Origin of the sequence: Gallibacterium salpingitidis (assembly GCF_030517105.1) — a bacterium.
GTDB lineage: Bacteria > Pseudomonadota > Gammaproteobacteria > Enterobacterales > Pasteurellaceae > Gallibacterium > Gallibacterium salpingitidis.
In genome coordinates, this window is sequence record NZ_CP103875.1 from 1 (window position 1) to 21,128 (window position 21,128).

General features: G+C 40.6%; 13 protein-coding genes, 3 tRNA genes and 4 rRNA genes. 12 read left to right on the forward strand and 8 right to left on the reverse strand.

Translation table 11 applies throughout. The features are described from left to right. The first annotated feature begins 159 nt into the window (after positions 1-159). The 7 genes from NYR30_RS00005 to NYR30_RS00035 all read left to right on the forward strand — a co-directional run bounded on the left by NYR30_RS00005 (position 160) and on the right by NYR30_RS00035 (position 5,540). A 16S ribosomal RNA gene (locus NYR30_RS00005) occupies positions 160-1,703 on the forward strand. Between the two features lie 80 nt (positions 1,704-1,783). Further along, positions 1,784-1,859 (forward strand) — tRNA-Glu (locus tag NYR30_RS00010). 106 nt (positions 1,860-1,965) lie between these two features. After that, positions 1,966-4,858 (forward strand): 23S ribosomal RNA (locus tag NYR30_RS00015). Positions 4,859-5,063: 205 nt separating this feature from the next. After that, positions 5,064-5,179, forward strand: a 5S ribosomal RNA gene (gene rrf / locus NYR30_RS00020). Positions 5,180-5,229: 50 nt separating this feature from the next. After that, a 5S ribosomal RNA gene (gene rrf / locus NYR30_RS00025) occupies positions 5,230-5,345 on the forward strand. Together the 16S, 23S and 5S rRNA genes with 3 tRNA genes alongside form the textbook arrangement of a ribosomal RNA operon. A 12-nt stretch (positions 5,346-5,357) precedes the next feature. Beyond that, a tRNA-Asp gene (locus NYR30_RS00030) sits at positions 5,358-5,434 on the forward strand. Positions 5,435-5,464: 30 nt separating this feature from the next. After that, positions 5,465-5,540, forward strand: a tRNA-Trp gene (locus NYR30_RS00035). Between the two features lie 253 nt (positions 5,541-5,793). On the opposite strand, the gene ygfZ is transcribed toward NYR30_RS00035, so the two are convergent. The 5 genes from ygfZ to NYR30_RS00060 form a co-directional block, all read right to left on the reverse strand. Continuing rightward, on the reverse strand, positions 5,794-6,687 hold the full coding sequence (gene ygfZ / locus NYR30_RS00040) for a tRNA-modifying protein YgfZ (protein WP_066113015.1): 894 nt from the start codon (positions 6,685-6,687) through the stop codon (positions 5,794-5,796). A 54-nt stretch (positions 6,688-6,741) separates the two neighbouring features. Next, entirely contained in the window at positions 6,742-8,517 is a 1,776-nt protein-coding gene (locus NYR30_RS00045; protein WP_302501381.1) for a DEAD/DEAH box helicase, read from the reverse strand. A gap of 44 nt (positions 8,518-8,561) precedes the next feature. After that, positions 8,562-9,482: a lipoprotein NlpI gene (gene nlpI / locus NYR30_RS00050; RefSeq protein ID WP_302501383.1), complete on the reverse strand. Its 921-nt coding sequence runs from the start codon at positions 9,480-9,482 to the stop codon at positions 8,562-8,564. A gap of 92 nt (positions 9,483-9,574) precedes the next feature. Then, positions 9,575-11,728, reverse strand: a complete 2,154-nt coding sequence (pnp, locus tag NYR30_RS00055) for a polyribonucleotide nucleotidyltransferase (RefSeq protein WP_302501384.1) — start codon at positions 11,726-11,728, stop codon at positions 9,575-9,577. Positions 11,729-11,994: 266 nt separating this feature from the next. Further along, positions 11,995-13,377 (reverse strand): DASS family sodium-coupled anion symporter, encoded by a 1,383-nt coding sequence (locus NYR30_RS00060; RefSeq protein ID WP_437125212.1) that lies wholly within the window; start codon positions 13,375-13,377, stop codon positions 11,995-11,997. Positions 13,378-13,735: 358 nt separating this feature from the next. On the opposite strand from NYR30_RS00060, the gene glpA reads away from it, so the two are divergent. Genes glpA through glpC form a run of 3 tightly spaced genes read left to right on the forward strand, consistent with a single transcriptional unit; the run spans position 13,736 to position 17,935 of the window. Continuing rightward, complete coding sequence (glpA, locus tag NYR30_RS00065) at positions 13,736-15,409, forward strand: anaerobic glycerol-3-phosphate dehydrogenase subunit A (protein WP_066113022.1); 1,674 nt, start codon at positions 13,736-13,738, stop codon at positions 15,407-15,409. Next, on the forward strand, positions 15,399-16,676 hold the full coding sequence (gene glpB, locus NYR30_RS00070) for a glycerol-3-phosphate dehydrogenase subunit GlpB (RefSeq protein WP_302501387.1): 1,278 nt from the start codon (positions 15,399-15,401) through the stop codon (positions 16,674-16,676). The genes glpA and glpB overlap by 11 nt, the downstream gene beginning before the upstream one ends. Then, positions 16,673-17,935, forward strand: coding sequence for an anaerobic glycerol-3-phosphate dehydrogenase subunit GlpC (glpC, locus tag NYR30_RS00075; RefSeq protein WP_039090721.1), 1,263 nt, complete (start codon positions 16,673-16,675; stop codon positions 17,933-17,935). Before glpB ends, glpC begins: the two co-directional genes overlap by 4 nt. 53 nt (positions 17,936-17,988) lie before the next feature. Here the strand turns inward: glpC and NYR30_RS00080 are convergent, their stop codons facing one another. Then, on the reverse strand, positions 17,989-18,546 hold the full coding sequence (locus tag NYR30_RS00080; RefSeq protein WP_367401228.1) for a hypothetical protein: 558 nt from the start codon (positions 18,544-18,546) through the stop codon (positions 17,989-17,991). Between the two features lie 138 nt (positions 18,547-18,684). Here NYR30_RS00080 and NYR30_RS00085 point away from each other — a divergent pair, with 138 nt between their 5' ends. Both NYR30_RS00085 and NYR30_RS00090 read left to right on the forward strand, forming a co-directional pair. Next, positions 18,685-18,990: a transposase gene (locus NYR30_RS00085; RefSeq protein ID WP_302500332.1), complete on the forward strand. Its 306-nt coding sequence runs from the start codon at positions 18,685-18,687 to the stop codon at positions 18,988-18,990. Then, positions 18,987-19,823, forward strand: coding sequence for an IS3 family transposase (locus NYR30_RS00090; RefSeq protein WP_302502415.1), 837 nt, complete (start codon positions 18,987-18,989; stop codon positions 19,821-19,823). The genes NYR30_RS00085 and NYR30_RS00090 overlap by 4 nt, the downstream gene beginning before the upstream one ends. A 163-nt stretch (positions 19,824-19,986) precedes the next feature. Here the strand turns inward: NYR30_RS00090 and NYR30_RS00095 are convergent, their stop codons facing one another. Together NYR30_RS00095 and NYR30_RS00100 are read right to left on the reverse strand one after the other, a co-directional pair. After that, the gene (locus NYR30_RS00095) at positions 19,987-20,787 is read right to left on the reverse strand and encodes a hypothetical protein (protein ID WP_302501389.1); all 801 of its coding nucleotides are present in this window, start codon (positions 20,785-20,787) and stop codon (positions 19,987-19,989) included. Between the two features lie 66 nt (positions 20,788-20,853). Further along, positions 20,854-21,096 carry a hypothetical protein gene (locus NYR30_RS00100; RefSeq protein ID WP_039148829.1) on the reverse strand — a complete coding sequence of 81 codons (243 nt, stop codon included), beginning with the start codon at positions 21,094-21,096 and terminating at the stop codon, positions 20,854-20,856. Positions 21,097-21,128 lie beyond the last annotated feature (32 nt).

Here is a 21,128-nt window from a genome sequence, read left to right on the forward strand (position 1 = left end):
GTTTTTTGTTCTTTAACATTTTATCAGACAATCTGTGTGGGCATTCGTAGATGATGTTTTTACTTTAAGTAAAAGAATTAAAAAAGATTATCTTGAATGCTGAATTTGAAGATTCATATGATTTGAATAACGAAGTCAGTTTTTTTGAGAGCGAAGATTAAATTGAAGAGTTTGATCATGGCTCAGATTGAACGCTGGCGGCAGGCTTAACACATGCAAGTCGGACGGTAACAGGGGAGAAGCTTGCTTCTTTTGCTGACGAGTGGCGGACGGGTGAGTAAGGCTTGGGAATTTGGCTTATGGAGGGGGATAACTACGGGAAACTGTAGCTAACACCGCGTAATATCGAGAGATTAAAGTAGAGGGACCGAAAGGCCTTTAGCCATAAGATGAGCCCAAGTGAGATTAGGTAGTTGGTGAGGTAAGGGCTCACCAAGCCGACGATCTCTAGCTGGTCTGAGAGGATGGCCAGCCACACTGGGACTGAGACACGGCCCAGACTCCTACGGGAGGCAGCAGTGGGGAATATTGCGCAATGGAGGGAACTCTGACGCAGCCATGCCGCGTGAATGAAGAAGGCCTTCGGGTTGTAAAGTTCTTTCGGTGGTGAGGAAGGTATATGCTTAAATAGGGTATATAATTGACGTTAGCCACAGAAGAAGCACCGGCTAACTCCGTGCCAGCAGCCGCGGTAATACGGAGGGTGCGAGCGTTAATCGGAATAACTGGGCGTAAAGGGCACGCAGGTGGTGACTTAAGTGAGGTGTGAAAGCCCTGGGCTTAACCTGGGAATTGCATTTCATACTGGGTCGCTAGAGTACTTTAGGGAGGGGTAGAATTCCACGTGTAGCGGTGAAATGCGTAGAGATGTGGAGGAATACCGAAGGCGAAGGCAGCCCCTTGGGAAGATACTGACGCTCATGTGCGAAAGCGTGGGGAGCAAACAGGATTAGATACCCTGGTAGTCCACGCTGTAAACGCTGTCGATTTGGGGATTGGTTATTAGGATTGGTCCTCGAAGCTAACGTGATAAATCGACCGCCTGGGGAGTACGGCCGCAAGGTTAAAACTCAAATGAATTGACGGGGGCCCGCACAAGCGGTGGAGCATGTGGTTTAATTCGATGCAACGCGAAGAACCTTACCTACTCTTGACATCCATAGAAGGACTCAGAGATGAGTTTGTGCCTTCGGGAGCTATGAGACAGGTGCTGCATGGCTGTCGTCAGCTCGTGTTGTGAAATGTTGGGTTAAGTCCCGCAACGAGCGCAACCCTTATCCTTTGTTGCCAGCGGGTAGAGCCGGGGACTCAAAGGAGACTGCCAGTGACAAGCTGGAGGAAGGTGGGGATGACGTCAAGTCATCATGGCCCTTACGAGTAGGGCTACACACGTGCTACAATGGTGCATACAGAGGGAGGCGAAGTGGCGACATGGAGCGAAACTCAGAAAGTGCATCGTAGTCCGGATTGGAGTCTGCAACTCGACTCCATGAAGTCGGAATCGCTAGTAATCGCGAATCAGAATGTCGCGGTGAATACGTTCCCGGGCCTTGTACACACCGCCCGTCACACCATGGGAGTGGGTTGTACCAGAAGTAGATAGCTTAACCTTTAGGAGGGCGTTTACCACGGTATGATTCATGACTGGGGTGAAGTCGTAACAAGGTAACCGTAGGGGAACCTGCGGTTGGATCACCTCCTTACTAGATTAAAGTGAAGATGTTACTATGAAATGTTCACACAGATTGTTTGATAGAAGCGAGGGTATCGTTAATTGGTAGAAGTCCCCTTCGTCTAGAGGCCTAGGACATCGCCCTTTCACGGCGGTAACAGGGGTTCGAATCCCCTAGGGGACGCCAATTAACGATATCTTTATGATAAATGCTCTTTAAAAACGAAGACACAAGCTGAAAACTGAGAACTCAAAAGCGAGCGACTGAAGGGAGAGAATCCTTGAGGTTGTATAGTTAAGTAAGTAAGCGTACACGGTGGATGCCTAGGCAATCAGAGGCGAAGAAGGACGTGCTAATCTGCGAAAAGCGTGGAGGAGTTGATAAGAAGCGTTAACTCCACGATATCCGAATGGGGAAACCCGGTAGATGAAGAATCTATCATCACTGTCTGAATCTATAGGATAGTGAAGCGAACCAGGAGAACTGAAACATCTCAGTACCCTGAGGAAAAGAAATCAACCGAGATTCTGCGAGTAGCGGCGAGCGAAAGTGGAGTAGCCGTTAGAGATAGTAAAGGATTTAGGAGAATGAGTTGGGAAGCTCAATCGAAGAGGGTGACAATCCCGTATCTGAAGAATCCTTTATGGTACTAAGCTAACAAGAAGTAGGGCGAGACACGAGGAATCTTGTCTGAAGAAGGGGGGACCATCCTCCAAGGCTAAATACTCCTGATTGACCGATAGTGAACCAGTACCGTGAGGGAAAGGCGAAAAGAACCCCGGGAGGGGAGTGAAAGAGAACCTGAAACCGTGTACGTACAAGCAGTGGGAGCATAGGAGACTATGTGACTGCGTACCTTTTGTATAATGGGTCAGCGAGTTATATTTTGTAGCGAGGTTAACCGGATAGGGGAGCCGAAGGGAAACCGAGTCTTAACTGGGCGGAAGTTGCAAGGTATAGACCCGAAACCCGGTGATCTAGCCATGGTCAGGTTGAAGGTTGGGTAACACTAACTGGAGGACCGAACCGACTACTGTTGAAAAAGTAGCGGATGAATTGTGGCTGGGGGTGAAAGGCCAATCAAACCGGGAGATAGCTGGTTCTCCCCGAAATCTATTTAGGTAGAGCCTTATATGAATACCTTTGGGGGTAGAGCACTGTTTCGGCTAGGGGTCCATCCCGGATTACCAACCCGATGCAAACTGCGAATACCAAAGAGTAATATATAGGAGACACACGGCGGGTGCTAACGTTCGTCGTGGAGAGGGAAACAACCCAGACCGCCAGCTAAGGTCCCAAAGTCTATATTAAGTGGGAAACGAGGTGGAAAGGCATAGACAGCTAGGATGTTGGCTTAGAAGCAGCCATCATTTAAAGAAAGCGTAATAGCTCACTAGTCGAGTCGGTCTGCGCGGAAGATGTAACGGGGCTAAAATATAGCACCGAAGCTGCGGCATCAAGAGAAATCTTGTTGGGTAGGGGAGCGTTGTGTAAGCCGAAGAAGGTGACTTGAGAGGGTTGCTGGAGGTATCACAAGTGCGAATGCTGACATAAGTAACGATAAAGCGGGTGAAAGGCCCGCTCGCCGGAAGACCAAGGTTTCCTGTCCAACGTTAATCGGGGCAGGGTGAGTCGGCCCCTAAGGCGAGGCTGAAGAGCGTAGTCGATGGGAAATGGGTTAATATTCCCATACTTGTTAGATAAGCGATGTAGGGACGGAGAAGGCTAGGCAAGCAGACGGACGGAAGGGTCTGTTCAAGCGTGTAGGTAGATGGTGTAGGCAAATCCGCACCATTAATGCTGAGGCGTGATGAGGAGTAACTACGGTTGCGAAGTTGTTGATGCCAAGCTTCCAGGAAAAGCTGCTAAGCACATTATCTAATAAACCGTACTGAAAACCGACACAGGTGGTCAGGTAGAGAATACTAAGGCGCTTGAGAGAACTCGGGTGAAGGAACTAGGCAAAATAGCACCGTAACTTCGGGAGAAGGTGCGCTGGCGTAGTGTGAAGTCTGAACAGATGGAGCATGAACCAGTCGAAGAGACCTGCTGGCTGCAACTGTTTAATAAAAACACAGCACTCTGCAAACACGCAAGTGGACGTATAGGGTGTGACGCCTGCCCGGTGCTGGAAGGTTAATTGATGGTGTTATTGAAAGAGAAGCACTTGATCGAAGCCCCAGTAAACGGCGGCCGTAACTATAACGGTCCTAAGGTAGCGAAATTCCTTGTCGGGTAAGTTCCGACCTGCACGAATGGCGTAATGATGGCCAGGCTGTCTCCACCCGAGACTCAGTGAAATTGAAATCGCCGTGAAGATGCGGTGTACCCGCGGCTAGACGGAAAGACCCCGTGAACCTTTACTATAGCTTGACACTGAACCTTGAATTTTAATGTGTAGGATAGGTGGGAGACTGAGAGATACTGACGCCAGTTGGTAAGGAGTCGATGTTGAAATACCACCCTTTAACGTTTGATGTTCTAACGAGGTACCTGGAACAGGTATTCGGACAGTGTCTGGTGGGTAGTTTGACTGGGGCGGTCTCCTCCCAAAGAGTAACGGAGGAGTACGAAGGTTTGCTAATCACGGTCGGACATCGTGAGGTTAGTACAATGGTAGAAGCAAGCTTGACTGCGAGACGGACAAGTCGAGCAGGTACGAAAGTAGGTCATAGTGATCCGGTGGTTCTGAATGGAAGGGCCATCGCTCAACGGATAAAAGGTACTCCGGGGATAACAGGCTGATACCGCCCAAGAGTTCATATCGACGGCGGTGTTTGGCACCTCGATGTCGGCTCATCACATCCTGGGGCTGAAGTAGGTCCCAAGGGTATGGCTGTTCGCCATTTAAAGTGGTACGCGAGCTGGGTTTAGAACGTCGTGAGACAGTTCGGTCCCTATCTGCCGTGGGCGAAGGAGAATTGAGGGGGGCTGCTCCTAGTACGAGAGGACCGGAGTGGACGCACCGCTGGTGTTCCAGTTGTTTCGCCAGAAGCATTGCTGGGTAGCTAAGTGCGGGAGAGATAAGTGCTGAAAGCATCTAAGCACGAAACTTGCCCCGAGATGAGTTGTCCCAATCGAGAGATTGTAAGGGTTGTTGAAGACGACGACGTAGATAGGTGGGGTGTGTAAGTGATGTGAGTCATTGAGCTAACCCATACTAATTGCCCGAGAGGCTTAACTATACAACGCTGAAGGGTTTTTACCCCAAGAGAGTAGGTAAGAAAAGCGAAAAAAAAGCGGAAAAGCAAAGGCAAAAAAGCGAAAGAGAGAGAAAGCAGTGAGAGGAAAAGAAAACTCACTGATGAGTTGACAGCTTGTGAACGTTTTTTAGAGAAGAAGATAAAGCAGAAAGCGAGAAGCTAGAAGCAGAAAGTCAAAAGAATTAATCCTGGCGGCGAGAATGCGATAGACCCACCTGAATCCATGCCGAACTCAGAAGTGAAATGTCGTAATGCCGATGGTAGTGTGGGGATTCCCCATGTGAGAGTAGGTCACTGCCAGGTTTTTATTTTTTAAGTGTATTTGCTCAAGTATATTTAAAAAATAAGATTTTTTTGGCGATAATAATGCAACAGGCCCACCTGAATCCATGCCGAACTCAGAAGTGAAATGTTGTAATGCCGATGGTAGTGTGGGGATTCCCCATGTGAGAGTAGGTCATCGCCAATTCCCCAATTTCGCGGAGCGGTAGTTCAGCTGGTTAGAATACCTGCCTGTCACGCAGGGGGTCGCGGGTTCGAGCCCCGTCCGTTCCGCCACTTAATTTATACCACGTAATTTATACCAATAGGGGCGTAGTTCAATTGGTAGAGCACCGGTCTCCAAAACCGGGTGTTGGGAGTTCGAGCCTCTCCGCCCCTGCCATCCATTAATTTCTATATTTCATTTCTTTTACTGTTATTTCTAATATTATTAGTATTTATACATTGCCAAGTACGTTTAATTAGTAAAACGCTATACCCCGTAAGGGCAAATAGATTTATAGGTTCAACTCCTATCTTGGCATGTAATATTTGAAAAAATCATCTTTTCTATTAACTTATTTATTCAGTTGTTATTCATAAAAAAAGGATTGAAGAGAAACTCTTCAATCCTTTTTCATTAATTCAACAAATTATTATGCTTCTTCAAGCATTGGATTTGCGATGAGTTGGTAAGTGCTGCTATTTTCGTTTAAACGAAATAGAGTATCTGGTGTAATGTCTTTATTAAGCACAACTTGTAACCAAGTTTGTTGATTATAGTGGGCAGCATTAATAATCGTACCAGTACGACGCCAACCGTTTTCTAACGACATTTCAACACCAGTACCAAGGTCTGCATTTTCCAGACTTTCGCTTACTAGCGTAAACATTGCGAATTTATTAGCACCACGATATTTTGCACGTGCAATGGTTTCTTGCCCAATATAACAGCCTTTACTGAAAGAAACAGCTTGTTCTAAATGCTGCAAATTAAGTGCTTGTGGAATAAATTCACCTTGAGATGCACTATTAAATAATGGAGTGCCATTAAAGATATTTAAGGCTTTCCATTGTTCAATTTCTTTACCGACATCTAAGGTTTGGCTTGTAAGCAATAAATAGTAATCTTGTTCAGCAGTAATATGAATTAGAGTCCCTGCATCATTTTGTGATACTGCAAGATCATTGTTACATTTTATTGGTAGTTGATCTGGTGTAAATGCGTAAAGTGAAAGAGGTTGTTCAGTGAAGGTAACTTTAGAAAATACAGCGTATTTTTTTAATTGCTCTAGTGCAGTGGGTAATAAACTTTGTTCAAAGATAAACCAAAACTGTTCTGGTGAGAACTTGACCAAGCGGAAAAGTGAAATCATTTTTCCTTTAGGATCACAATGCGCAGCTAACGTAGAACTATGTTCCGGCATTTTCACTACATCACAAGTAAGTTGCCCTTGTAAAAATTTTTGACTGTCTATACCTGCAATTTCAATGACGCGATAATCCGTTAATGTAGTAGCAAGTTGTGTGATTTTATTCAATGTTTGCATAATTTCTCCTTAGAGATGATAAATAGGGCTTGCCAAAACAAGCCCTATTTTAAATTAACGATTTGCAAATTTCTTACGATTCTCTTTAAATTTCCGTTCTTTTCCAGAGGAACGACTGTTCTTATGGAAAGTATCATGATCACGTGATTTCTTACGTGCAGAGTGTTTGTGATCGTTAAATTCTACTTGAGCTGCTTCGAGTAATGACATTTTCATTGGCTTACCGACAACATAAGTACGTTGGAAATGTTGCAATAATCCTTTTGGCATTTCAATAGGCAATTCAACTGTCGCATGATGTTCATATAATTTTATATGTCCAATATAGCGACTACTTAGATTGCCTTCATTAGCAATAGCACCAACAATATGACCAACTTCTACACCATCAGCACGACCGACCTCAATACGATAAACATCCATTGGCATACTATTATTTCTTGCGCCACGACGTTCTGCTGAGCGAGGATTTTCACGACGTTCACGCTCTTTGCGTACCGGTTTAATTTCAGGATCTGGCGGTAGAATTAGTTTCTGTTTTCCTTGTAATAACATCATCATTGCTGCTGCGATATCCTCTTGTGATTGGTCGGCAGCAAAAATATCTTCTAATAAGCTACGATAAAGCTCAAGATCATGATGCTCTAGCTGTGCAGTGATCTTTTGTCTGAATTTTTCACGTCTAACTGTTTGTAATTGTTCATGATTCGGTATTTGTACTTCATCAACAGTTTTCTTCATTAAACGTTCAATATTACGTAAATGGCGTCTTTCTCTTGGTTCAACGAATAACAATGCGCGACCAGCACGACCGGCACGACCAGTACGACCGATGCGGTGAACATAAGATTCAGGATCAAGAGGAATGTCATAATTCACCACTAGACTAATACGTTCAATATCAATACCACGTGCAGCAACATCTGTTGCCACTAAAATATCTAAACGTCCATTACGTAATTTATCTAAGGTTTGTTCACGTAATTGCTGTGTCATATCACCGTTAAGTGCAGCACAACGTAAATTATTTCTCTCTAATAATTCAGTGATTTCTAGAGTAGCACTTTTCGTTCTGGCAAAAATAATGGCAGCATCAAATTCTTCAACTTCCAAGAAACGCACTAATGCTTCGCCTTTTTTAAAGCCATTTACCAACCAGTAAGATTGTGTAATATCAGGTGCAGTTTGTTGTGTTGATTGAATTTTAATTTCTTGCGGATCGCGCATAAAACGACGAGTAATACGACGAATTGGTTCAGGCATTGTTGCAGAGAATAATGCAGTTTGGTGATTTTCTGGCAATTCAGCCATCACAGTTTCTACATCTTCAATAAAGCCCATACGCAACATTTCATCAGCTTCATCTAATACGATTGCTTTGAGTGAGCTGAGATCTAATGTTTTGCGTCGAATATGATCCAAAATTCTTCCCGGGGTACCAACAACAACTTGCGCACCTTGTTTTAATGCACGAAGCTGAATGTCATAACGTTGTCCGCCATATACGGTGACGATATTGATACCTTTTAAATTTTTCGCGAATTGTTCGCACGCATCAGCAACTTGAATAGCTAATTCACGTGTTGGCGCCATTACTAATAGTTGCGGATATTTTTTTTCTATTTCGATATGTGTTAAAAGCGGTAACGCAAATGCCGCTGTTTTTCCGCTACCGGTTTGTGCCATACCTAGCACATCTTTGCCATCTAGTAGATATGGAATACAAGCTTGTTGAATTGGTGATGGATTAACGAATCCTAAATCTGAAATTGCAGATAAAAGTGTTTCTGGCAGACCAAGATCTGCAAAAGTTAAGGTTTGTTCTGTCATGTAAATACCAAAAGTATAAAGTAATTTTTGTAATGAGTATGGCGTTATGGCTGACTTTGTGGTCGAACTTTCGTTTCACTTAAACGTAATAATTCTAATAATGCAAAGCGATATTCTACAAAGCTATAGACTTGATTAACCATAGCCAATTTAAATAGCGTAATTGCATCTTGTTTGTTATGTAACATCAATTGCTGTTTCGCTAAATAAAAGTAGGTTTCGGTTAAGACTTCTGCATATTGTGATTGAGATTTCTCCGCATACTGTTTTACTCGTTGTTGCAATTCAGTTAATGAAATCTCATCTAAATAGTATTGCACAATATTTGTTCCCCAATATTCATTAGATAATTTGGTAGAACGTTGTTTAAGTAATGCCAATGCTTGATTTGGATTTTGTTTTACTTCATTGAAGTAGAGCCATAAAACACGATAAGGATTGGCAGTTTCCTCTTGATAAAATTTAAGAAAATCGTCTTCTGCTTCGGTATAGCGATTCGAATAATAGAAACTTAAACCTCGGTTAAAGAAAGCATAACTGTAATTAGGATCAAGTGTTAATACAGCATTAAAGTAATCAATTGCTGCATCATAGTCCCCTTCAATTAGGGCATAAATCCCTAAATAATTATAAGCATCTGCCATTTTAGGTTTGAGCTGGATCGCTTGTGAAAAATCGAAGCGAGAGAGCGTCCAAAGACCAAGGCTGTCATAAAGTACACCTCGTTCAAAGTAGAACGCCGCACGATCATCTCTCGTCATTTTTTCTAATTGCAAAACTTGGCTGAGTTTGGCAATCACAACTTCTTGATCAAGATGTTCCTGAGGTTTGGTATCAGAAAATATAAGTTGTGAATCGGTTCCTAATACACTTAATGGCGAGGTACTACAACCTGCAATAAATAGCCATAGGGAGAAAAAAGGAAAATAAAATAATGAACAAACTCTCTTCTGCAACTGACACATGATACTGCCTTTAAATTAGCACTAAGCTCAACATCACTGGCAAAAACACCGCGATAATTTTTGGTATCGCGGTGTTATTCGTCATTGCTTAATTACGCATCCGCTGAAGATTCTTCAATCACATTTTCTTCATCTGTTACAGACGAAGTTTCATTTGCTGGTTGTAAATCTTTCATTGTTAAACGGATACGACCTTGACGATCAATTTCCACTACTTTCACTGTAACTTCTTGACCAACTTGTAGATAGTCAGTGACTTTTTCTACACGTTCTTCAGAAATTTGTGAAATGTGGACTAATCCCTCTTTGTTACCTAATACGGTAACGAATGCACCGAAATCAACGATACGAGTGACTTTTCCTTGATAGATTTTGTTAACTTCAACTTCAGCTACAATATCTTCAATTTTCGCCATTACCGCTTTAGCTGCATTGTTATCAGTTGCAGCGATCTTCACTGTACCATCATCATCGATATCAATTGAAGTACCGGTTTCTTCAGTTAAGCTACGAATTACTGCACCACCTTTACCGATAACATCTTTGATCTTCTTAGGATCGATCTTCATAGTATGAATACGCGGAGCGAAATCAGAGATATCTGCACGAGGAGTTTGGATCGCTTGTTCCATTACATTCAAAATGTGCATTCTTGCGCTTTTCGCTTGATTTAACGCAATTTGCATAATTTCTGGTGTAATACCTTCGATCTTAATATCCATTTGTAATGCAGTAACCCCAGTACGAGTACCTGCTACTTTGAAGTCCATATCACCTAAGTGATCTTCATCACCAAGAATATCTGACAATACGACGAATTTATCATCTTCTTTAACTAAGCCCATTGCGATACCTGCAACAGCTGCTTTAATTGGCACACCAGCATCCATTAATGATAATGAAGCACCACAAACAGAAGCCATTGAAGATGAACCATTTGATTCGGTAATTTCAGAAACAACACGTACAACATATGGGAATTCAGCTAAAGTTGGCATTACCGCCGCAACACCACGTTTTGCCAAACGACCATGGCCGATTTCACGACGTTTTGGTGAACCAATTAAACCAGTTTCACCCACTGAATACGGAGGGAAATTGTAATGGAATAAGAAATGGTCTGCTATTTCACCTGCTAATTCATCGATGATTTGCGCATCTCTTTCTGTACCAAGCGTGGTAATCGCTAATGCTTGGGTTTCACCACGAGTGAAGATTGCAGAACCATGAGTACGTGGTAGTACACCAGTGCAAATATCTAATGCACGCACAGTATCAACAGTACGTCCATCAATACGAGGTTCACCTGCTAAGATACGGCTACGTACAACACGACTTTCTAATTCATGAATAATGTCGATGATTTTACCTTCAGTGATGGTTTCATCTTCACTATTTTCGGCGAGAATCGTTGCGCAAACTTCTGCTTTAATCGCATCAATTTGTTCATAACGAGCTTGTTTTTCAGTGATACGATAAGCTTCACCTAAACGAGCTTCTGAAAGTTCTTTAATACGACTAATTAAAGCTTCATTTTTTGCAGGAGCTTGCCAGTCCCAACGTGGTTTACCAGCTTCAGCAGCGAATTCTTTAATCGCTTCAATCACTACTTGTTGTTGTTGATGACCAAAGACCACCGCAGCAAGCATTTGTTCTTCAGTTAAAATATCTGCTTCTGATTCCACCATTAATACGGCTTTATCAGTACCTGCAACCACTAAATCTAAACGGCTTTGTTTTTGTTCAGACATAGTTGGGTTAAGTACGAATTGATCATTAATAAAACCAACGCGTGCTGCACCAATCGGGCCATTAAATGGTACGCCAGATAAAGTTAAAGCAGCAGATGCACCAATCATTGCAACAAGATCTGGGCTGATTTGTGGATTCACAGAAACAACAGTAGCAATAATTTGGATTTCATTTAAGAAACCTTCTGGGAAGAGTGGACGAATTGGACGGTCAATTAAACGAGCAATTAAGGTTTCGCCTTCTGATGGACGACCTTCACGTTTAAAGAAACCGCCAGGAATACGTCCTGCTGCATAGCTACGCTCTTGATAGTTAACAGTTAATGGAAAGAAATCTTGACCTTCTTTCACATCTTTTTTCGCTACTACGGTAACGAATACACTAGTGTCATCCATACTAGCCATTACTGCTGCAGTTGCTTGACGTGCGATCGCGCCAGTTTCCAGCGTTACTGTATGTTGACCATATTTAAATTGTTTCACAAATGGAGTCACAATTTTTTCCTCATAAAATAGTTAAAAATTAAAGTTGATTGATTTGTAATGACCCGTTTGCGACTAGCAAAAATATTCTCAGCGATAAAAATATTTTTGTTAGCCGCACACAAAACGAGGTATTACAAAAGCGCATCATTATAACGTGATTTTGACTTTATGGCAGTTAATTTTCAGAAATTTCTTTAATGAGCAGATCGGTAGGATCGTAAAAAATGGTACGAGGATCGAATCTTCGTACCGTTTGTTTTTGTTCATATTGGAATTTATAACCAGAACACATAAGCATAAGTAGCGATCAAGAATACACAGAATAGATTGAGATAAATACCTGCCTTGATCATTTCTTTTTGTTTAATTTCTCCGGTACCAAATACGATAGCATTAGGCGGTGTTGCAACTGGTAACATAAAGGCACAAGACGCACCTAAACCAATGATAAGTGCAAGACCAATCGCCGGCATACCGAGCGCTTCAGCAATGGAAATAAAGATTGGAACGAGTAAAGCAGCGCTTGCGGTATTGGAAGTAAATTCGGTTAAGAAAATAATAAACGCAGCTACGACTAAACCAATAAGATAGAAATGTCCGCCTTGGATAATAAATACGATACCGTCAGCCATGACTTTACTTGCGCCAGAATCTCTTAATACTGCACTTAATGTTAAACCACCGCCAAATAACATAAGTACGCCCCATTCTGTATTGTCTTGGATTTGTTTCCAAGAAGAAACACCAGTAATACAGATAAGTACCGCAGCAAGTAAAGCAATAAAACTATCGAAACTGGCTATTTTTCCGGTTAAGCCAAAGATAGACGAGATAAGCGGATTAATGCTACTACTAAAAATCCAGCATAATGCAATAAAGACGAAAATACCGAGTGTGGTAGTGCGTTGTGGCGTCATCTCAATTGCTTCAAATTCAAAGTTAAATGACTTCTCAAATTTAGGACGAAATACCAAATATAATGTACCAATCATAATTGGCATTAATAAGATCATAATTGGTAAGCCATATTGCATCCACTGTGAGAAATTTAGATGTAATTGAGAGGCAACGATAGCATTTGGTGGGCTACCAACAAGCGTTCCCATTCCGCCAATACTTGCACTATAAGCAATCCCTAATAACACAAAAACATAAGTATTGTGATGTCTTTCTTTATCAAGGTTACCCAAAATCCCCATAGCCAATGGCAGCATCATTGCCGCGGTTGCGGTATTACTCATCCACATTGATAAGAATGCTGTTACCGTAAATAGATAGATGACCGCAACCAATAAATTGCCGCGAGCAAGCGACATAATTTTATTAGCAATTAATCGGTCAAGTTTTTGAATATGTAATGCGGTAGCTAAAGCAAATCCACCAAAAAAGAGGAAGATTGTTGGATCGGCAAATGCAGCTAACGCTTTTTTCGTATCAGTTAAACCTAAAGCAATCGCCAAGATCGGTACCAATAAAGCAGTTACGGTGACATTAAGTGCTTCCGTTAGCCACAAAATACCAATGAATACCAATAAAGCTAATCCTTTATTTACTTTTAGATCAAATGGTAGGAAGAATAACAGGAGAAGCGATAATATAGTATCCGCAATCAGAATTTGGTTAGACCGACTCAAAAATGTTTTTGATGTTGAATCCATGTTCATAACTTAATCCTTTTGTGTTATTTGATAAATCATCATATACACTATAACAAAGATGATTAAATTTAACGGAAGAAAAAATCATTTCTGTGAGCAAGTGAACAACTTTTATCGTATTTCTTATTTTCCTCATTTTTATTACTGACAAATCTCAATAAACCTACTTTTTTACAGCGCAGATACTGGAAAAAAATGATGTAAAAAATCTTTTTTATAAATAAAGTGTGATCTGGTCAGCAAATTTGTTCTTTTTCAATCAAATTGTGATTTTTTATTTTCTTTTTGGGTTAAAATACTTCTAAATTTTCGTATTGGAATAATTTATTGTATTTTTTGTGTGTTGGAGGCTTCAAATATGACAAATCAGCAGCTAAATTCAACCACACCTCATTGGGAAACAGACGTCATTATCATTGGTGGTGGGGCAACAGGTGCAGGAATTGCGCGGGATTGTGCATTACGAGGACTTCGCTGTATTTTATTAGAACGGCGAGATATAGCGACAGGAGCAACAGGACGTAATCATGGTTTATTGCATAGTGGGGCAAGATATGCAGTAAATGACCATGAATCTGCCGAAGAGTGTATAAAAGAAAATATGATCCTAAAACGGATTGCTCGTCATTGTGTAGAAGATACCAAAGGATTGTTTATCACATTGCCAGAGGATGATTTGGCATATCAAAAAACTTTTATTGAAAGCTGTCAAAAAGCGGGTATTGAAGCGATTCAAGTTGAACCTGAATTAGCAAAACGATTAGAACCTTCAGTTAATCCTTCTTTAGTCGGTGCAGTAGTAGTACCTGATGGAACTGTCGATCCATTCCGTTTAACAGCAGCAAATATGTTGGATGCGAAAGAGAATGGAGCAACGATTTTAACCTACCACGAGGTAGTGAAATTGTTGCGTGAAGGCGATCGCGTTATTGGTGTAGAAGCTTTTGATCATAAACGAAAATTAACTGGTCGTTTTTATGCACCATTAGTAGTGAATGCTGGAGGAATTTGGGGACAAGGTATTGCAGAGTATGCCGATTTAAAAATAAAGATGTTCCCAGCCAAAGGTTCACTATTAATTATGGGACACCGTATTAATAATTTAGTAATCAATCGTTGCCGTAAACCAGCAAATGCCGATATTTTAGTGCCGGGTGATACTATTTGTGTTATCGGTACGACTTCTGATCGTATTCCATATGATCAAATTGACAATATGGTGGTTACTCCGCAAGAGGTTGATGTGTTATTTACCGAAGGGGAAAAACTAGCGCCGTCATTACGTCATACGCGTGTATTACGTGCTTATGCCGGTGTGCGTCCGTTAGTAGCGAGTGATGATGATCCGTCAGGACGTAATGTGAGTCGGGGAATTGTGTTGCTTGATCATGAAGAACGTGATGGCTTGAAAGGTTTTATTACCATTACAGGCGGTAAATTAATGACTTATCGTTTAATGGCAGAATGGGCAACAGATTTAATTTGTAAAAAATTAAATCATCAAGCTGAATGTAAGACTGCAAACCAACCTTTGCCTGGTTCACAAGAAACTGCAACGGAAACACATCAACGTATTGTTTCCATTCCAAATCCAATTCGTATTTCGGCAATTTATCGTCATGGGGCACGTGCAGATCGTCTATTGGCGGAACAACGCCTTGATCGTAGTTTAGTTTGCGAATGTGAAATGGTGACTGCTGGTGAAGTACGTTATGCCGTTGAAGAGTTAGATGTCAATAATTTAGTGGATTTACGCCGCCGTACCAGAGTTGGTATGGGAACTTGCCAAGGTGAGCTTTGCGCTTGTCGTGCGGCAGGTTTGATGAGTCGTTTTAATGTGATCTCGGCACAACGTTCTACTACACAACTCTCTTCATTTTTAGAAGAGCGTTGGAAAGGCATTGAACCAATCGCGTGGGGCGATGCGATTCGTGAAGCAGAGTTTAGCAGCTGGATTTATTTTAGCTTGCTAGGGTTAAAACAGGTGAATACACAAGTAACAGACGAAGGGACGGATAAAAATGAATTTTGATACTCTCATTATTGGCGGTGGCTTAGCTGGATTACTTTGTGGTATCAAATTACAACAACAAGGCCAACATTGCGCCATTATTACTGCTGGACAAAGTGCGATAGATTTTTCTTCTGGTTCATTGGATTTATTGAGCTATTGCAACAATGAACAGGTAAACAATTTAAAAGTAGGATTACAGCAATTAGCAACGCAATCCGCTACACATCCATATAGTTTGCTTGGTGCTGATAAGGTGATTAGTTACGCGGAAGATTTTGAGCAATTAGCGCAACAATTACAGTTACCATTCCAAGGCAGTTGCCAACAAAATCATTATCGCATTACGCCATTAGGTTCATTACAACCTGCGTGGTTATCACCAACTAATGTCCCGACCTTAGCAATGGACGATACGATGTTTGCCTATCGTTCTGTGATGGTATTAGGTATTGAAGGCTTCCACGATTTCCAACCGCATTTGGTGGCGGCAAATTTGAAGTCATTGCCGCAATTTGCCGATTGCGACATTCAGCACGGTTTTTTACATATTCCGGAATTGGATCATTTACGCACTAATGCGCGTGAATTCCGAAGTGTCAATATTTCACAGGCGTTGGAACATAAGTTAAATTTCCAACAGTTAGTACAGGAAATTAAAAATGCTGCCGGTAGTGCAGAAGCAGTTTTTTTACCAGCTTGTTTTGGCATTGATGATGACAGTTTGTTTGAACAACTTAAACAGGCAACCGGATTGCCATTGTTTGAATTACCGACCTTACCGCCTTCATTGTTAGGCTTACGTCAACATTATAAATTACGCCGTGAATTCCAACGTTTAGGTGGCGTATTAATGAATGGTGACACTGCATTGAGAGGTGAGTTTGAAAATGGTCGTGTTAGTAAAATTTATACCGCATTAAATGAAGAAATTGCACTTAGTGCTAAAAATTATATTTTAGCGAGCGGAAGTTTCTTCAGTAATGGTTTAGTAGCTCATTTTGAAAAAATTATAGAACCAGTGTTTGACTTAGATTTAATCGCCGATAGTGATCGTTTGCGCTGGACTGCACACCGGTTCGCCGATCCGCAACCGTATCAATATTATGGTGTGAAAATTAATGCGCATTGCCAAGTAGAGAAATCGGGGCAAATTGTGCCGAATTTATTTGCGGTAGGTGCGGTTATCGGTGGTTTCAGCGGCTTAAATGATGGTTGCGGTTCAGGTGTTTCGATCGTCACTGCTTTTAATGTTGCTGATTATATTTTGGCGGGAGGTCAACAATGAATTTACAACAATTAATTGCACAAGCTGAACAGACTCATCAACAACCTTATCAAGATTCCAGTTTTGAAAGTTGTATTAAATGCACCGCTTGTACTGCCGTCTGCCCGGTTTCGCGGAATAATCCGTTTTATCCCGGCCCTAAACAGGCAGGCCCGGATGGCGAACGTTTACGTTTGAAAAATCCATTGCTTTATGATGAAGCATTAAAATATTGTACTAACTGTAAACGTTGTGAAATTGCCTGTCCGTCAGGGGTAAAAATTGGCGATATTATCGTGCGTGCGCGTGATCATTACGGAAAAGGAAAAGGCAAATCAAAAATTCAAAAATTGAGAGATGCCATTTTGAGTAATACCGATTTAATGGGCACATTGAACACGCCGTTTGCACCGGTGGTGAATACGATTACCGGTTTGAAAGCGACCCGTTTCTTGTTGGATAAAACGTTAAAAGTCGATCATCGCCGCAGTTTGCCGAAATATTCATTCGGTAGTTTCCGTAATTGGTATAAGAAAAATGCGGCACAACGCCAAGCTTTATATAAAGATAAAGTGGCGTATTATCACGGTTGTTATGTCAATTACAACAATCCTGAATTGGGTAAAGAGCTGATCAAAGTCTTCAATGCGATGGATATTGGCGTGGTGTTATTGGAAAAAGAGAAATGTTGTGGTTTGCCATTAATGGTCAACGGCTTTCCGCAACAGGCAACGCGTCAGGCGGATTTCAATATTCAACAGTTGGAAAAAGTGATTGAAGGGCAAAAATTGGATGTGGTCGGCACGTCATCAAGCTGTACTCTCACTTTGAAAGATGAATATGAGCATATTCTTGGGCGAGATAACAGCAAAGTGAAGGATCACATTAATTTGGTAACGCGTTATATCTACAAATTATTGGAAAGCGGTGAAAAAACCTTGCCATTGAAACCATTGCCGTTGCGAGTGGCATATCATACCGCCTGCCATATGGAAAAAGCGGGTTGGGTGCCTTACACTATTGAATTAATTAGAAAGATTCCGGGTTTGGAATTGGTAATGCTTAATTCTCAATGTTGTGGTATTGCAGGAACTTATGGTTTCAAATCCGAAAATTATGAAACCGCACAGGCGATTGGTAATCCACTGTTTGAGCAGATCGAAGCCGGTAATTTTGATTATGTCATTACCGATTGCGAAACCTGTAAATGGCAGATTGATATGTCAACCAGCCGAACCTGCTTACATCCAATAACATTATTGGCGATGGCATTAGCATAAAATTGAGGGCTGAAATAGATTAACAAATTTAATTTATTTCAGTCCCATTTTTATTAACCCTTTACTACTGGATAAAACGGCTTTCCCCAATCCATTTCATTATGATTTTTCATCATAATTTCTAGCATAACAGGTAAAAATAAAGAAAGAATATTACACCCTGTTTTTAGTTGCTCGCGATTTACTGAGCTATTAAAAGTCGCCCCACCGTGTATAATTTGATTTCTCAATGTATAGAGCCGTCTAAATAACACATCTAAAATACGATCAATATTTTGATTTTCTAAGGCAGAAAATAATTTTTCGCGTTCTTTCATCTCAGCTATCAAATATTCGTTTTCACTTATTTTCCCATTATGATAATCCCAAAAAGGCTGAAAGATAAATTTATTATCTGCTAATAAACGAATAGATTGAGAAAAATTTTTCCAGACAAGATCATAAATCACTTTATTTTCATCTAAACCACAAATACGTAATAAAAACTCATTTAAATTTAACCGCTCTGTATTTTCTAAATTTTTAATTTCTTTTGCATATGCCGCATTAAAGGCAATCCACAGATAAATAAATTGACTATCTAACTCTTCCGTTTCCTCCGCTTTTTTCAACCAGCTTAAAGAGCGGTGAATTCTTAGCTTGAAATTATCGGAGTAGTTGAGGTGATCGCGGTTTTGTTTGAATGTAGTGGTAGACTAATTCCGCAGTCCTCAATAGGTGGTAAACTATCACAAAAAGAGGACAATTTAATGAGAAGAACATTTAGCCCAGAATATAAAGCTGCAGCAGTAAAATTGGTGACCGAACAAGGTTATTCCATCCCACAAGCGTGCTTGGAATTAGGGATAGGAGAAACGGCATTACGTCGTTGGGTAAAACAAGTACAAGCAGAACAACAAGGTTATGTATTACCAGGCAGCAAGCCGATATCCCCCGAACAACAGCGCATACGAGAACTGGAGAAACGGATAAAAATACTCGAAGAGGACAAAGAAATCCTAAAAAAGGCTACAGCGATTTTTATGTCTCTCGACAACGCCGCTACCAAGCGATAAAGGCATTAAAATCGTATGGTATCAAACGGGTGTGTGCGTTGTTTGAGGTATCAGAAAGTGCCTATTATGCCAAGTTAAGACAGGGTAGCAAGCCAAACAAATATGGACGTTTATCGTTAGAAATAAAGGCATTATTTGATGAAAGTCGAGGTTCAGCGGGTAAACGGACATTGAAAGCGAGATTACAGCATAAAGGGATTGAGGTAGGCTTAGCGCTTATCCGTAAATTGATGAAGCAACAAGGCTTAGAGAGTAAACAACCGAAGAAACGTTATTCTTATCCATTTGCTGAGGGACAAACGATGCCATTTAATCATCTGTTAAACCGCCAATTTACCCCAGATTCCCAGACCACCGTATTGTGTGGTGATACCACCTATCTTAAGGTGAATGGAGAATGGCATTATCTTGCGGTTGTGCTGAATTTAGCCCATCGTCAAGTAGTCGGTTGGCGATTGCAAAGAGAGCATAATGCGGATTTAGTGGTAGAGGCATTAAATCATGCGATGCTAACGATAGCAAGGACAAAAAAGATGATATTTCATTCAGACCAAGGGAGTATTTATCGGAGTTATCCCTTTACGCAATGTGTGAAACGTCATGGATTAATCCAGAGTATGAGTCGTCGAGGCAATTGTTGGGACAATGCGCCGATGGAGCGTTGGTTTAGAAGTTTTAAATATGAATGGATGTTAAAAGGGGGTTATGCTTCATTGTCGGCAGCGAAGGAGGACATTAAGAATTATGTATTTTATTATAATACCGTTCGTCCTCATGCTTACAATCAGGGATTACCACCCGTTTTAGCAAAACAACCTATCAGGGACTGTTAAATTAGTGGATCACTACAATATTATAACGGAGTTCCTTAGGAATATGCTTTATAAACTCATTTCCAAGTATGGTTTCTTCTACTTTGTGTTCAAAATTACTATTTGGGTTAAAATCTGACATTGAATTTTTCCTTTAATTACTTAAATGTTAATAATGATTAAATTAATTAATCTCTTCAAAAATAGCCTCATATACTTCAGGCATTTCTTTTTTAATTACTTCTTTATCTTTTCTTTTTTCCTCCTCTGTATAAACAATACGTTTTTCTAGTGCGTTAATTAAACGCTTATTCATCTGAGTCATCGCGTAATAAGTTAAAGCTCCAGAAAATACTCCACCTAAAAAAGGCACAATTTTTGATGTTGTGCGTGCAAAGGTATCTTTGGTGATTTTAACCCCTACATATTTCCCCAAGCTTTTTATTAATGGATACCAAAATGTTTTAGTTAATGCAGTTTTAGTTAAATTTTTAGCTAATTGTTGGGATAGTCCTTGTGTGATATATCTCATCGCATTTGCTGCTCCCCCAACTCCCAACATTGTGCCGAGATAAAGCATAAACTCGCCCTTTATTGCTTCATCATTTAGCGTTTCTCCATCCCAAAAATCTCTCGTATCATAAAGATAAGCGATTTCTTGAGCTAGCCTTAATGCAAATCCAAAAAACTGAGCCGTATCAGCTGGTATTGTCCCTATCATTGCAAAACCGCCTGGAATACCAGCTGCAAAAGATGCTGTAGTGCTTGTCCACGTTTTTTTACTACAAATATTTTCAGCAATTTTTCTAATTTCTTTCTCAGAAAATAACCCTGAGCCAATTGGTCCTTTTTCTAATAATAAATTTCTCTCCTCATTAGATCTAACAGGGCAAGTTTCTAAAAGAAATGATTGACGGTTTACTTTAATCATTGGAAATTTCAGAGCCGCATTTACAATTTCAAGTGCGGTATTATTATTTGACATATTTTTATTCTCCTGAATTATTAAATAAGTTTTATTAGATGATAATAAGGTTTTGTTGTAGTGGCTCTATTTTTTAAAAAAACGACTAAAACAAATCAACTCATCAATATTACTTCCTAAATTAGTACCTTCTGATTTAAGATAAGCTCTTTGTTTAAAATTGCATTCTGATAATGGTTTCAGTTTTAATTTACTATTACAGTTCTCACACTGGATATTAGGAATACAATCATTTTGAATTAACCAGGTGCTTACCCAATCACATTCAGGGCAATATTGAACTTTTATACCTTTATATCCGAATGCCATTTTTGCTTTCCTTCATTTAAATAATATTCTCC

Excerpts from the sequence above, each read along its gene's own strand:
- NYR30_RS00085 (WP_302500332.1), top strand. The coding sequence starts at position 18,685 with ATGAGAAGAACATTTAGCCCAGAATATAAAGCTGCAGCAGTAAAATTG.
- nlpI (WP_302501383.1), bottom strand. The coding sequence starts at position 9,482 with ATGTGTCAGTTGCAGAAGAGAGTTTGTTCATTATTTTATTTTCCTTTT.
- NYR30_RS00045 (WP_302501381.1), bottom strand. The coding sequence starts at position 8,517 with ATGACAGAACAAACCTTAACTTTTGCAGATCTTGGTCTGCCAGAAACA.
- glpB (WP_302501387.1), top strand. The coding sequence starts at position 15,399 with ATGAATTTTGATACTCTCATTATTGGCGGTGGCTTAGCTGGATTACTT.
- NYR30_RS00060 (WP_437125212.1), bottom strand. The coding sequence starts at position 13,377 with ATGGATTCAACATCAAAAACATTTTTGAGTCGGTCTAACCAAATTCTG.
- glpC (WP_039090721.1), top strand. The coding sequence starts at position 16,673 with ATGAATTTACAACAATTAATTGCACAAGCTGAACAGACTCATCAACAA.
- ygfZ (WP_066113015.1), bottom strand. The coding sequence starts at position 6,687 with ATGCAAACATTGAATAAAATCACACAACTTGCTACTACATTAACGGAT.
- NYR30_RS00095 (WP_302501389.1), bottom strand. The coding sequence starts at position 20,787 with ATGTCAAATAATAATACCGCACTTGAAATTGTAAATGCGGCTCTGAAA.
- glpA (WP_066113022.1), top strand. The coding sequence starts at position 13,736 with ATGACAAATCAGCAGCTAAATTCAACCACACCTCATTGGGAAACAGAC.
- NYR30_RS00100 (WP_039148829.1), bottom strand. The coding sequence starts at position 21,096 with ATGGCATTCGGATATAAAGGTATAAAAGTTCAATATTGCCCTGAATGT.